This window comes from Pseudomonas sp. BRM28 (genome assembly GCF_002939405.1).
Taxonomy (GTDB): Bacteria; Pseudomonadota; Gammaproteobacteria; order Pseudomonadales; family Pseudomonadaceae; genus Aquipseudomonas; species Aquipseudomonas palmensis.
In genome coordinates this window covers 4,153,025-4,166,602 of the sequence record NZ_PEFV01000001.1, presented here as the reverse complement: position 1 = coordinate 4,166,602, position 13,578 = coordinate 4,153,025, and the positions used below count along the sequence as shown (strand labels likewise).

Annotated in this window: 10 protein-coding genes; 3 read left to right on the top strand and 7 right to left on the bottom strand. The window is 67.2% G+C overall.

Annotated elements, in window-relative coordinates; genetic code table 11:
* The first annotated feature begins 212 nt into the window (after positions 1 to 212).
* Positions 213 to 1,604 (top strand): L-cystine transporter, encoded by a 1,392-nt coding sequence (locus tag CR917_RS19605; RefSeq protein WP_058541775.1) that lies wholly within the window; start codon positions 213 to 215, stop codon positions 1,602 to 1,604.
* Between the two features lie 68 nt (positions 1,605 to 1,672).
* Here CR917_RS19605 and CR917_RS19600 read toward each other — a convergent pair whose 3' ends face one another.
* Positions 1,673 to 2,191 (bottom strand): dihydrofolate reductase, encoded by a 519-nt coding sequence (locus CR917_RS19600; protein ID WP_104572825.1) that lies wholly within the window; start codon positions 2,189 to 2,191, stop codon positions 1,673 to 1,675.
* A gap of 76 nt (positions 2,192 to 2,267) precedes the next feature.
* Between CR917_RS19600 and CR917_RS19595 the strand changes: the two genes are divergently transcribed.
* Positions 2,268 to 3,647, top strand: a complete 1,380-nt coding sequence (locus CR917_RS19595; protein ID WP_088514640.1) for a DUF2868 domain-containing protein — start codon at positions 2,268 to 2,270, stop codon at positions 3,645 to 3,647.
* On the top strand, positions 3,640 to 5,004 hold the full coding sequence (locus CR917_RS19590; protein WP_078480707.1) for a DUF3482 domain-containing protein: 1,365 nt from the start codon (positions 3,640 to 3,642) through the stop codon (positions 5,002 to 5,004). Before CR917_RS19595 ends, CR917_RS19590 begins: the two co-directional genes overlap by 8 nt.
* 78 nt (positions 5,005 to 5,082) lie before the next feature.
* Here the strand turns inward: CR917_RS19590 and CR917_RS19585 are convergent, their stop codons facing one another.
* The 6 genes from CR917_RS19585 to CR917_RS19560 all read right to left on the bottom strand — a co-directional run bounded on the left by CR917_RS19585 (position 5,083) and on the right by CR917_RS19560 (position 13,505).
* Positions 5,083 to 6,198 carry a TIGR03364 family FAD-dependent oxidoreductase gene (locus CR917_RS19585; protein ID WP_104572824.1) on the bottom strand — a complete coding sequence of 372 codons (1,116 nt, stop codon included), beginning with the start codon at positions 6,196 to 6,198 and terminating at the stop codon, positions 5,083 to 5,085.
* Positions 6,199 to 6,305: 107 nt separating this feature from the next.
* Entirely contained in the window at positions 6,306 to 7,331 is a 1,026-nt protein-coding gene (locus tag CR917_RS19580; RefSeq protein ID WP_054915526.1) for a putative 2-aminoethylphosphonate ABC transporter substrate-binding protein, read from the bottom strand.
* 39 nt (positions 7,332 to 7,370) lie between these two features.
* Positions 7,371 to 9,089, bottom strand: a complete 1,719-nt coding sequence (locus CR917_RS19575) for a putative 2-aminoethylphosphonate ABC transporter permease subunit (RefSeq protein ID WP_043863458.1) — start codon at positions 9,087 to 9,089, stop codon at positions 7,371 to 7,373.
* 1 nt (position 9,090) lies between these two features.
* Positions 9,091 to 10,155: a putative 2-aminoethylphosphonate ABC transporter ATP-binding protein gene (locus tag CR917_RS19570; protein WP_058541770.1), complete on the bottom strand. Its 1,065-nt coding sequence runs from the start codon at positions 10,153 to 10,155 to the stop codon at positions 9,091 to 9,093.
* A gap of 180 nt (positions 10,156 to 10,335) precedes the next feature.
* On the bottom strand, positions 10,336 to 11,205 hold the full coding sequence (locus tag CR917_RS19565) for a LysR family transcriptional regulator (RefSeq protein ID WP_043863456.1): 870 nt from the start codon (positions 11,203 to 11,205) through the stop codon (positions 10,336 to 10,338).
* A gap of 8 nt (positions 11,206 to 11,213) precedes the next feature.
* Positions 11,214 to 13,505 (bottom strand): heavy metal translocating P-type ATPase, encoded by a 2,292-nt coding sequence (locus tag CR917_RS19560; protein WP_104573197.1) that lies wholly within the window; start codon positions 13,503 to 13,505, stop codon positions 11,214 to 11,216.
* Positions 13,506 to 13,578 lie beyond the last annotated feature (73 nt).

Here is a 13,578-nt window from a genome sequence, read left to right as displayed (position 1 = left end):
GCAGAGGCCGGTACAGAGGGCGGCAACATCTGCCCCTTACACCCCAGCCCCGCATCTGTTTTCGTCCGTCTTTGCTTGCCGAGGAATATGGTTATTCCAAAACCATCTATCTAAATTCCATTTAGATCTAATTTCGTTGTTTTTCAGGCTGTTAGCATTTCTGTTCGCAATCGCGCACAGACGCGACGCCCCGCCCTTTGTCTGGAGCTTCAATGAACCTGCCGCTGTTTCTCAACCTGCTGGTGTTCGCAGCCTTGCTGCTGGGCCTGGCGCAAACCAGCAAGACCTCCTGGAGCCTGGCCAAGAAAGTGCTGGTCGGCCTGATCGTCGGCGTGCTGTTCGGCAGTGCCCTGCATGCCATCTACGGTGCCGGCAGCCCGGTCCTGAAAAGCACCATCAGTTGGCTCGACCTGGTCGGCAACGGCTATGTGGGCCTGCTGCAGATGATCGTCATGCCGCTGATCTTCGTCTCGATCCTCAGCGCCGTGGCACGCCTGCACAACGCCTCGTCGCTGGGCAAGATCAGTTTCCTGACCATCGGCACCCTGCTGTTCACCACGGCCATCGCCGCGTTGATCGGCATCGGCCTGACCAACCTGTTCGGCCTCAGCGCCGAAGGCCTGGTGGCCGGCGTGCAGGAAACCGCGCGCATGCAGACCATCCAGAGTGACTACGCGGGCAAGGTCGCCGACCTCAACATCCCGCAACTGCTGCTGTCGTTCATCCCCACCAACCCGGTGGGCGACCTGGCCCGGGCCAAGCCGACCTCGATCATCAGCGTGGTGATCTTCGCCGCGTTCCTCGGTGTGGCCGCCTTGCAACTGCTCAAGGACGACGCCGACAAGGGCAACCGTGCGCTGGTGGCCATCGACACCCTGCAGGCCTGGGTGATGCGCCTGGTACGCCTGGTGATGAAGCTCACCCCATATGGCGTGCTGGCGCTGATGACCAAGGTGGTGGCCAGCTCGAACCTGGACGACATTCTCAAGCTGGGCAGTTTCGTGGTGGTGTCGTACATCGGCCTGGGCCTGATGTTCGTGGTGCACGGTGTGCTGCTGGGCCTGGGCGGGGTCAACCCGCTGCGGTTTTTCCGCAAGGTATGGCCGGTGCTGACCTTTGCCTTCACCAGCCGCTCCAGTGCGGCGAGCATTCCGCTGAGCATCGAGGCGCAGACCCGTCGCCTGGGCATCCCTCAGGCGATTGCCAGCTTTGCCGCCTCGTTCGGCGCGACCATCGGCCAGAACGGTTGCGCAGGCCTGTACCCGGCGATGCTGGCGGTGATGGTGGCCCCGGCGGTGGGCATCGACCCGCTCGACCCGCTGTGGATCGCCACGCTGGTGGCCATCGTGACCCTGAGTTCGGCCGGGGTGGCCGGGGTGGGTGGCGGTGCGACCTTCGCCGCGCTGATCGTGCTGCCGGCGATGGGCCTGCCGGTGGAGCTGGTGGCGCTGCTGATCTCGGTCGAGCCGCTGATCGACATGGGCCGCACGGCACTGAACGTGAGTGGTGCGATGGTGGCCGGTACCCTGACCAGCCAGGCCATGGGGCAGACCGACAAGGTGCTGCTGGAGGCCGATGAGCATGCGCAGTTGACGCATAGCTGAAGGCCCCTTCGCCGGCAAGGCCGGCTCCTACAGCAATCGTGTAGGAGCCGGCCTTGCCGGCGAATGCATCAACGCCGCTCCCACACCTCGAAGTGATAAGCCGGCTTGTCCCCTTCAGCCGCATTGGCCTGGGTCGATTTCATCGCCCACTGCTGCGCATCCACCTCGGGGAACCACGCATCCCCCACCGGGCTGAGCTCGACCCGCGTCAGGTACAGCCGATCCGCCAGCCCGCGTTCCAGCGCCTGCCCGTACAGCTGCGCACCGCCGATCAGCATCAGCTCCTTCACACCGTGCTCCAGCGCCCACTGCTCGGCCCGCACGATGGCCTCATCCAGCGAACCGAACACCTCGGCGCCCTCCAGCACCAGGCCCGGCTGACGGCTGACCACCAGGTTCAGACGCCCCGGCAAGGGGCGCCCCAGCGAATCCCAGGTCTTGCGACCCATGATGATCGGCTTGCCCAACGTGGTGGCCTTGAAATACTTGAAATCCCCCGGCAAATGCCAGGGCATGCTGTTGTCGATGCCGATGACGCGGTTCTCGGCGAGGGCCGCGATCAGGCTGAGAGGCAGTGATGTTTTCATGCCCGCGAGGATAGCAAAGCCCGCTGGCCGATGCGTGGGTTATGCTTTGGGCAGTTTTGATCAATGGAAGCTGGGTGTGACTGGACTGACTGACCTAGACAAACGCTGGCTCACTGAAGCCGTGCGCCTGCGTGAAGAACATGCCGGCGCGCTGGAAGACCAGGAAGCCAACCGCCGCGCGCGCCAGCAAGGCGGCGACCTGGCTGCACGCATCGAACACCGCGCCCTGTGGCTGGCCGAACGCGACGGCCTGCGCGCCGCGCTGGGGCGCTGGAAAGCCGGGGCGCGCCTGGCGCTGCTGGCCCTGCTGCTGCTCGCCGTGCTCAGCGGCGCCGGCCTGGCCTTCGCCGGGCTGGGCGACGGTCAGCGCCCGGTCAACGTGTTCTGGGCGCTGGGCAGCCTGCTGGGGCTTAACCTGCTGATGCTGCTGAGCTGGGCTCTGGGCTTTGCCCTGGCCGGCGACCATGGCGCCAGCCTGGGGCGGCTGTGGCTATGGCTGAGCGAAAAGTTCGCCCGCGATGCCAAGGCCGCGCACCTGGCCCCTGCCCTGCTGGTGCTGCTGCAACGCCAGCGCCTCAACCGCTGGCTGCTCGGCCTGCTGGTGCACGGCCTGTGGCTGCTGGCGCTGGCCAGCGCCCTGGTGGTGATGTTGATGCTGCTGGCCACCCGGCGTTATGGCTTTGTGTGGGAAACCACCATCCTCGACCCCGACACCTTCGTCGGCCTGACCCAGGCCCTCGGCACCCTGCCCGCGCTGCTGGGTTTCAGCGTGCCGGACGCGGCCATGATCCGCGCCAGCGGCGCCAGCCAACCGGCGCTGGAGCTGGCACGCCAGTCGTGGGCCGGCTGGATGCTCGGCGTGCTGGTGGTGTACGGCCTGCTGCCGCGGCTGGTGCTCGCGGCCCTGTGCCTGTGGCGCTGGCACAGCGGGCGCCGGCGCCTGGGCCTGGACCTCAACCTGCCCGGCTACAGCGCCCTGCGCGACGTGCTGATGCCCAGCAGCGAACGCCTGGGGGTCAACGACCCTGCCCCGCAGGCCTTGCCCGAAATCACCCGCAGCGAAGGCGACGCACCGGCCGAGGGCGCCTTGCTGGTGGGCCTGGAGCTCGACGACCAGCGCCCCTGGCCGCCCGCTCTGCCAGCCTCGGTGACCAACGCCGGTATCCTCGACAGCCGCGAATCACGCAACAGGCTGCTCGAACAGCTGAGCCGCTTCCCGCCCGCGCGCCTGGCCATCGCCTGCGACCCGCGCCGCTCGCCCGACCGGGGCAGCCTGGCGCTGCTGGCCGAGCTTGCGCGCAGCGCCGGGGCCACGCGCATCTGGCTGTTGCAGGCACCACCCGGCCAGGCACTGGACGCCGACCGCCTGGGCGACTGGCACCAGGCGCTGGAGCAACTGGGCCTGGCCTACGCCGACAGTGCCCCCCTCAACTGGCTGGAGCATGGCCATGACTAAGCCGTTGAAACTGGCCGTGGTCGGCCACACCAACGTCGGCAAGACCTCGCTGCTGCGCACGCTCACCCGCGACGTGGGTTTCGGCGAAGTCTCGCACCGCCCCAGCACCACCCGGCATGTGGAAGGCGCACGGCTGTCGGTGGAGGGCGAGCCGCTGCTGGAGCTGTACGACACCCCGGGCCTGGAGGATGCCATCGCGCTGCTCGATTACCTGGAGCGTCTCGATCGGCCCGGTGAGCGGCTGGACGGACCGGCGCGGGTCGAGCGTTTTCTGCAAGGCAACGAGGCGCGCCAGCGCTTCGAGCAGGAGGCCAAGGTGCTGCGCCAGTTGCTGGCCAGTGATGCCGGGCTGTACGTGATCGACGCCCGCGAGCCGGTGCTGGCCAAGTACCGCGATGAACTGGAAGTGCTGGCCGGTTGCGGCAAACCGCTGCTGCCGGTGCTCAACTTCGTGGCCAGCAACGAGCATCGCGAGCCGGACTGGCGCGAGGCCCTGGCACGCCTGGGGCTGCACGCACTGGTGCGCTTCGACAGCGTGGCCCCGCCGCAGGATGGCGAGCAGCGCCTGTACGAAAGCCTGGCCTTGCTGCTGGAGAATGCGCGCCCGGCCTTGCAGCGCCTTATCGATGACCAGCAGGCCCAGCGTGTGGCACGCCAGCACAGCGCCAAGCGCCTGATTGCCGAACTGCTGCTCGATTGCGCGGCGTGCCGGCGTAGCGTGATCGCCAGGCCGGAGGCCGAGGCAGCGGCGATCAGCGAGCTGCATCAGGTGATTCGCCAGCGTGAACAACGCTGCGTCGAGGCGCTGCTCAAGCTGTATGCGTTTCGCAAGGACGACGCCCACACCGGCGAGCTACCGCTGCTGGACGGGCGCTGGGGCGATGACCTGTTCAACCCCGAGACCCTGAAATTGCTGGGCGTGCGCCTGGGCAGCGGGGTTGCCGCGGGCGCGGCGGCCGGTGCCGGGGTCGACCTGCTGGTCGGCGGCATTACCCTGGGGGCGGCCGCACTGGCCGGGGCGATTGCCGGGGGTGCGCTGCAGACGGCACGCAGTTACGGTTCGCGGCTGATGGGCAAGCTGAAGGGCCAGCATGAACTGACGGTGGACGACGGGGTGCTGCGCTTGCTGGCGTTGCGTCAGCGTCAGTTGCTGGCAGCGCTGGAGGGGCGCGGGCATGCGGCGACAGCTCGCATCAAGCTGACGTTGCCCAGCGACAAGGGCTGGCGCGAGGGCAAGTTGCCGGAGGCGCTGAGCAAGGCGCGGGCGCACCCGCAGTGGTCGTCGATGAACCCAGGGGCCAAACTCGGGCAGGCGGAGCGGCAGGAGCAGATCGACAGTCTTGTGCAGGAGCTTTAAGGCCAATCGCGGGTCAAGCCCGCTCCCACAGAGAGTGTGCGATCCCTGTGGGAGCGGGCTTGACCCGCGATGGCGGTCTTAGATCAGACGTGCAATATGCCCCTCCGCCAACGCCGGCCCCACGCTCATCCCCACCCCGCTGTGCATCAGCGCCGCACTCACCCCCGGCGCTACCGCCAGCAGCGAAAACGGCCCCGGCCCACCCGAGCCGTACACCCCCTGCCAGCGCTCCAGCACCTCGATGCGCCCACCCAGCGTCTGCTCGGCCAGCTCGATCATCCAGTTGTCCACCTGCTCGGCATTGAACGGCGATGCATCGCTGCCATAGGCATGCGAATCGCCGATGATCAGCTCGCCATGGGGCGTCGGGCTGATCAACAGGTGAATGCCGTTTTCCAGCAGGTGCGGGCTGCCGGCCTGTACCTCGGCGCGCAGGGCCTGCGCCTGCGGCAGGTCGGCATACGCCCCGTAATGCAGGCAGCTCAACCCGGTCAGCAGCGAATGCTGCAGGTCCAGGCCGAAGCATGGCCGGGCGCGCAGCATCTGCAGGCGACATACCTGCGGCTGCAACTGCGCCATCGGCTCGGCGAGCAGCGTCTGGTAGTCGTGCCCGCTGCACACCACGATGTGCTCGCCGCTGAAGCGACCGGCGGTGGTGGTCAGAAACCCCGGCTCCACCTCGCGCACCAGCGTGGAAAAGTGGAACTCGACGCCCAGTTGCTCGCGCAGGTAGTTGACCAGCGCAGGTATGGCCTCGCGCGAGTACACCTGCTGATCGTCCAGCCCACGCAGGGCGGCGCGATGATGGCGGAACTGGCCGTCATACAGCGCATCGAGCGCGGCGCCCTGCAGCAGTTCGACCGGGTAGCCGTGCTCGAGTGCACGCCCGTTGCAGAAGGCTTCGAGCAGGTCTTGCTCCAGCGCGGTGCGGGCCAGCAGCAGCGAGCCGTTGCGCTTGAGCGCAAAGCCGGCGTGCTCGGCCCAGTGGGCCCAGATGCCGCGGCTGGCCTTGGCTAGTTCGAGCATCTGGCCGGGTGGCTGGCCGCTGACCAGGGCCTGGCCGAAGTTGCGAATGGAGGCGCCCAGCGGGGTGGCGCTGCGTTCGAACACCTTGACCCGCATGCCGCGCCGGGCTGCGGCGTAGGCGTGGGACAGACCGAGGATGCCGGCGCCGACGATGAGAAAATCTGACATGGGGGTTCCCTTGAGATGGTGGTGCGACTTTCGCCGGCAAGGCCGGCTCCTACAGACGGCGCAGACCTGTAGGAGCCGGCCTTGCCGGCGAAGGGAGCGAAGCGGATTTACTGCTGCGCCACCTTCTCCGACTTGCCGTCATAGCGCTTGCGCCACTCGGCCAGAATGCTGTCGCGGTTCTTCGATGCCCAGCCGAAGTCGTTCTTGATCAGACGCTGCTCGTAATCGGCCGGCAACTCGGTCTGCGGCTTGGCAATGCCTGGCTGCGCCAGCACCGCGAAGTTCTCCTTGTACAGCTCCATCGCCGCCGGGCTCGCCGAGAAGTCGGCCAGGCGCTTGGCCGCGGCTTCATGCTGACTGCCCTTGATCAGCGCAGTGGCCTCGATCTCCCAGCCCAGGCCTTCCTTGGGCAGCACGATATCCAGCGGCGCGCCCTGGCGCTTGAGCTGCACCGCCGGGTACTCGAACGAGATGCCGATCGGGAACTCTCCCGCCGCCGCCAGCTTGCACGGCTTGGAACCGGAGTGAACGTACTGGCCGATGTTCTGGTGCAGCTCGTCCATGTACTGCCAGCCCTGCTTCTCGCCGAAGGTCTGCAGCCATGCGCTCACATCCAGAAAACCGGTGCCGGACGAGGCCGGGTTGGGCATCACGATCTTGCCCTTGTACTCGGGCTTGGTCAGGTCCTGCCAGCTCACCGGCTTGCTCAGCCCCTGCTTCTCGGCCTCGATGGTGTTGAAGCAGATGGTCGCCGCCCACACGTCCATGCCCACCCACGCCGGCGGGTTGGCCGCATCGCGGTAGTTGGCGCCGATCTTGTCCAGGTCCTTGGGGGCATAGGTCTGCAGCATGCCCTGCTGGTCGAGGATCGCCAGGCTCGACGCCGCCAGGCCCCACACCGCGTCGGCCTGCGGGCGATCCTTCTCGGCCAGCAGCTTGGCGGTGATGATGCCGGTGGAGTCACGCACCCACTTGATCTCGATATCCGGGTTGGCCTTTTCGAAGGCCTGCTTGTAGGTCTTGAGCTGTTCGGCCTCCAGCGCGGTGTACACGGTGAGCTGGGTGTCGGCGGCCTGGGCCTGCACGGTCACGGCAGCGAGCACGGCAGCGGCAAGAGCAAGTGGCTTGAACATGGTGCGGTTCCTTTGAGCAGTACAGGGTTGGAAGAGCAATCAGTGGCCCGGCGCGCGCTGGCGCCAGGCCTGGGAGCGTTTGAGCAGGCCACGCGAGGCCCACGCCAGCAGCAGTGACACGCCGGCGCTGGTCAGCAGGATCAGGGTGGACATGGCGGCGGCACCGCCGACGTTGCCGGCATCGTCCATGTTCAGTACCGCCACCGCGGCCAGGATGGTGTCGGGGCTGTAGAGGAAGATGGCCGCCGACACGGTGGTCATCGCCGAGACGAACAGGTAGCGGATGATGTCCAGCAGTGCTGGCAGGCAGATCGGCACGGTGACCCGCGCAAAGTGGCGGTACAGCGGGGCCTTGAGCGACAGCGCGGCGGCCTCGAACTCGCTGTCGAGCTGGCGCAGTGCAGTGGTGGCGGTCATCTGCGCGGTGGTCAGGTAGTGCGCGATGGTGCACACCACCAGCAGCGTCATGCTGCCGTAGAACACATGCAGCGGGTTGCCCGGCAGGTTGAAGAAGAACACGTAGCCCAGCCCCAGCACCAACCCGGGCACAGCCATCGGCACGAAGCTGAGCAGGCGCAGCAGCAGGTTGAGACGGCCTCTGGTCTTCTCCATCAGGTAGGCGCCGCTGAAGATCACCGCGCTGCCGATCAGGGCGGTGCCCAGCGCCATGGTGATGCTGTTGCGGTAGGCCAGCCAGCCGCCGCCGGCGGTGTCGTCGAACTGGTAGTGCTTGAGCGACAGCGACAGGTTGTAGGGCCAGAACTTGACCAGCGAGGAGTACACCGCCATGCCCACCACCAGCAGCAGAATGGCGCACACCAGCAGCACGATGGCCAGGAAGCACGCATCACGCCGGCGGCTGGGGGCCGGCTCGAACACCTGGGCGCGACCGCTCATGGCATCGCCCTGGCGCCGGCGCAGCCAGGCATCCACCGCAAAGCTGAGCAGCGCCGGCACCAGCAGCACCATGCCGATCAGTGCACCACGGCCGAACTGCTGCTGGCCCACCACCGCCTTGTAGGCTTCCAGCGCCAGCACCTGGTAGTCGCCACCCACCACCACCGGCACGCCGAAGTCGGTGATGGTGAGGGTGAACACCAGGCAGAACGCGGCGAACACGGCCTGGCGCGTGGCCGGCCAGGTGATGCTGGTGAACGCGCGGCGTGGCCCGGCGCCCATGCTGGAGGCCGCATCGAACAACCGTGCATCGGCCAGCGACAGTGCCGAGAGCAGGATCATCAGCGCATGCGGGAAGGTGTAGATGGCCTCGCCCAGCACGATGCCCCAGAAGCCATAGATATTGTCGCTGAGCAGCCCGCGCAGCAGGCCCTGGTTACCGAACAGGTACACCAGCGCGATGGCCGGCAGCATCGAAGGCGCCAGCAGCGGCAGCAGCGAGATCCCGCGCCATATGCGCTTGCCCGGAATCAGCGTGCGTTGCAGCGCATAGGCGAACAGGTAGGCGGTGGGCACCACGATGGCCGCCACGCTCAGCGCGACGGTGAGGCTGTTGCCCAGCAGCCAGTGGAAGTTGGCGCTGGCGAACAGTTCGCGGGCCGCGACCAGCCCGCCGCCCTGCCCGGCATCGCTGCTGAAGCCGCGCCAGAAGATCGCCAGCAACGGCAGCAGCACCGCGACGGTCAGCAGCACCAGCAACAGCCATTTGCCGCCGGTCACGAACAGGCGATCACCCAGCGCGACGCCGCCGGTGGTCTTGGCCTTCGCAGGTGCGATCGGCAGGCTCATCGGCGCGCCCATGTCAGGCAAACACCTGCAGGCTGCGCGGCGGCAAGGCCACCCAGATATCCTGCGAGCCCAGGCGCGGCATCGATTCGGGCGCCACCTCGGCGGTGAGTGCGTGGCCGGGCAGTTGATTGAACTCGAAACTCATGCGGCAGCGATTGCCAAGGAAGGTGATTTCCCGCACGCGGGCCGGGAACAGGTTTTCTTCATGCACCGGCGGGTTGACGCTGATCGCCTCGGGGCGGCAGAACAACCGGCCACTGTTGGCCGCGCCCGCACCGGGGGCCAGGCGCAGGTTCATGTCACCTACCTGGGCATGGCTGTCGCTACGCTGCTGGAATGGCAGCCAGTTGCCCTGGCCGACGAACTCGGCCACGAACGGCGTGGCCGGCTTGTCGTAGATGGCCTGCGGGGTGTCGTACTGCTCGACCTGGCCGTTGTTCATCACCGCGATGCGGTCGGCCATGAGCATGGCCTCGTCCTGGTTGTGGGTGACCATCAGGGTGGTGATGCCAAGTTGGCGTTGCAACTGACGCAGTTCGCTGCACAGGTGGTCGCGCACGCGGGCATCGAGGGCCGACATGGGTTCGTCGAGCAGCAGCAAGGAGGGTGCCGGGGCGAGTGCGCGGGCCAGGGCCACACGTTGTTGCTGGCCGCCGGAGAGCTGGCCGGGGTACTTCTTCTCGCTGCCGCGCAGGCCGACCAGGTCGAGCATGTCGGCCACGCGCTGACGGGATTCGTCGCGGCTGCTGGCGGTCAGGCCGTAGGCGATGTTGGCTTCGACGGTGAGGTTGGGGAACAGCGCGTAGGACTGGAACAGAATGCCGTAGTCGCGGGCCTGGGGCGGCAGCTCGGAAATGTCGCGGTCACCGATGTAGAGGGTGCCACGGTCCTGGCGTTCGAGCCCGGCGATGCAGCGCAGCAGGGTGGTCTTGCCGCAGCCGGAAGGGCCGAGCAGGCACACCAGTTCGCCGGCGGCGATGTCCAGGGACACGTCGTGCAGCGCGGTGAAGGCGCCGAAGCGTTTGTGGATGCCGCGCACTTTCATCTGTGCGCCGGGGGTTGCGAGTGCGTTGTTCATGCCGGGACCTCACTGAACGAGTGAGGGCCATGCTAGGCGGGCAATGCGAAGGTTCTGTGGCGGTGGGGCAAAAGCGGATGATAGTGGTATAGGCAGATTTTGTAGGGCTGCTGCGCAGCCCATCGCGGGTCAAGCCCGCTCCCACAACGATCTTGTGGGAGCGGGCTTGACCCGCGATGGCTATGGACCAGACGCCGATACTTCCTGGGCCAAGCCGAGAAAGGCAGCAGGCAACCGCGCCTGGCGCCGTTCCTTGAGGCAGTACAGGTACTCATGCATCACCGGCGCACCCTCCAGCGCCAGCACCTTCAGTTCCGGGTTATGCGGCACCTCGTGGCGGGCGATGATGCTGATGCCGATGTTGCGCAGCACCGCCTCGCGGATCGATTCGCGGCTACCGATCTCCAGCAGCGAGCCCACCTTCACCCCCGCCTCGTCGAGCATCTGCTCGGTGAGCCGGCGCGTGGTCGAGCCCTGTTCGCGCATCAGCAGGCAATGCCCGCCCAGCGCACTCAGCGGCACCGCCTCACGCGAGGCCAGGGGGTGGTTGCGGTGCACTGCCACCACCAGCGGGTCGACGCCCAGTACCCGCCGCACCAGCCGCGCATCCTCCACCAGCTGTGACGAGGCGGCCATGTCCACGCGGTAATCCTCCAGCCACTCCAGCACCTGCTGCGAGTTGCCGATCTCCACCGACAGCTCCACCTGCGGCAGGCGCTCGCGGAAGATCTTCACCAGGTCGAGAATGTAGTACGGCGCCGTGGCCGCAATGCGCAGGCCGCCCTGCCCCTGGCCGCTGTTGCGCAGGAAGAACTCGATATCCGACTCCTGCTGCATCAGCGCCTTGACCATCGGCATCAGCCGCGTGCCGTCGTCGCTCAGGGTCAGGCGGCGACCGCCACGAAAGAACAGCTCGACCCCGTACTGGGCCTCCAGGTTGCGGATCTGCGTGGTCACCGTTGGCTGGCTGAGCCCGAGTTTCTTCGCCGCCAGGGTAATGCTGCCCAGGCGGGCCACCATGTAGAACGCCTTCAACTCGGAACTCAACATACCGCCTCTTACTTTCTGAGCAGGCGCAAGCCGTTGAATACCACCAGCAAGCTCACGCCCATGTCGGCGAACACCGCCATCCACAAGGTCGCCATGCCGGTGAAGGTGATCGCCAGGAAGATCGCCTTGATGCCCAGGGCCAGAACGATGTTCTGCACCAGGATCGCCGCGCTTTGCCGCGAGAGCCTGACGAACGCCGGGATTTTGCGCAAGTCGTCATCCATCAGTGCCACGTCTGCGGTTTCGATGGCGGTGTCGGTACCGGCCGCCGCCATGGCAAACCCGATCTCGGCGCGCGCCAGCGCCGGGGCATCGTTGATGCCGTCGCCGACCATGCCGACCCGATGGCCCTGGGCGTACAGGTCTTCGATGGCCTTGAGCTTGTCGGCCGGCAGCAGGTTGCCGCGAGCCTCATCGATGCCCACCTGCGCGGCGATGGCCTCGGCGGTGTGCGGATTGTCGCCGGTGAGCATGACGGTCTTGATACCCAGTGCATGCAACTGCGCAATCGCCTCGCGGCTGCTTTCCTTGACCGTATCGGCCACGGCGAACAGCGCCAGCGGGCCGGAGGCGTCGAGCAGCAGCACCACGGTCTTGCCCTGGCGCTCCAGCTCATCGAGCTGGGCTTCCAGTTCGGGCGAGCACAGGCCCAGTTCCTCGACCAGGCGATGGTTGCCCAGGTGGTACAGCACGCCGTCGATCTTGCCGCCCACGCCACGGCCCATCAGGGCCTGGAACTCGCTGACCTCGGCCAGCGGCTGATCGCCGTACTGCTGTGCGATGGCCATCGACACCGGGTGATCGGAACGAGCGCCCAGGCTCGCGGCGATGTGCTGGGCGCGGCCTTCGAAGCGCGCATCGAGCACGCGGTAGTCGGTTTGCACCGGTTTGCCGTGGGTGATGGTGCCGGTCTTGTCCAGCGCCAGGAAGCTGAGCTTGCGCCCGCCCTCCAGGTACACGCCGCCCTTGATCAGGATGCCCTTGCGCGCTGCGGCGGCCAGGCCGCTGACGATGGTCACCGGGGTCGAGATCACCAGCGCGCACGGGCACGCCACCACCAGCAGCACCAGCGCACGGTAGATCCAGTCGAACCACAGGCCGCCGAAGAACAGCGGTGCCACCACGGCCACCGCCAGTGCCAGCACGAACACCACCGGGGTGTAGATGCGCGAGAACTGGTCGACGAAGCGCTGGGTCGGGGCACGGGCGCCCTGGGCTTGCTCCACGGCCTTGATGATGCGGGCCAGGGTCGACTGGCCGGCGGCGGCGGTCACTCGGTACTCCAGCGCACCAGACTGGTTGATGGTGCCGGCGAACACCTTGTCGCCGGGGCCCTTCTCCACCGGCAGGCTTTCGCCGGTGATCGGCGCCTGGTCGATGCTGGACTGGCCTTGCAGCACTTCGCCGTCCAGGCCGATACGTTCGCCTGGGCGCACGCGCACGGTGGCGCCAAGGGCCACCTGGCGCACGTCGACCTCCTGCCATTGGCCGTCGGCCTGGCGCACGGTGGCCAGGTCCGGGGCCAGTTGCATCAGGCCGCCGATGGCGTTGCGTGCACGGTCCAGCGAGCGCGCCTCGATCAGTTCGGCCAGGGTGAACAGCACCATCACCATGGCCGCTTCCGGCCACTGGCCGATCAGCACGGCGCCGGTCACGGCGATGCTCATCAGTGCGTTGATGTTCAGGTTGCGGTTCTTCAGGGCAATCCAGCCCTTCTTGTAGGTGCCCAGGCCGCAGCCGAGGATGGCCGCCAGCGCCAGCAGGGCCACGGCCCATTCCGGGGCGGCATTGGTGAAGTGGACGATCTCGGCGGCGAGTGCGGCGACACCGGACAGCGCCAGCGGCCACCAGGGTTTCTTCGGCGCAGCCCCTGCGTCGCTGCCGGCCTCGCCCGCATCGTCGAGCGGTTCGGCGTGCATGCCCAGCGAGGTGATCGCCTGCTCGATGCCGAGGGTGTCGGGGTGGGTATGCGTGACGCCGAGGATACGGTTGATCAGGTTGAATTCCAGCTGCTCGACGCCGTCGAGCTTGCCCAGCTTGTTCTGGATCAGGGTCTGCTCGGTCGGGCAGTCCATGGCCTCGATCCGGAAGCGGCTCAGCCGCGCATCGCTGCTGGTGGTTTCACGCAGCTGCACCAGGGCCGGTGTGGCGGCGCCGGAGCAGCAGCTGCCGTGGGCAGGCGCGGCAGGCGCGGGGCTGGCGTGGTCGTGGTCCGCGTGGTCGTGGGCATGATCGTGGCTATGTTCATGCTTGTGATCGTGCGCGTGGCCGACGTGGTCGGGGCTGACAGGCTGGTTCATGTGGTTCATCCCTAAAGGTCCTGTTGCCAAGTGAACACCCTGTAGCCACTATAGGGTCAAGCAACCAACCGAG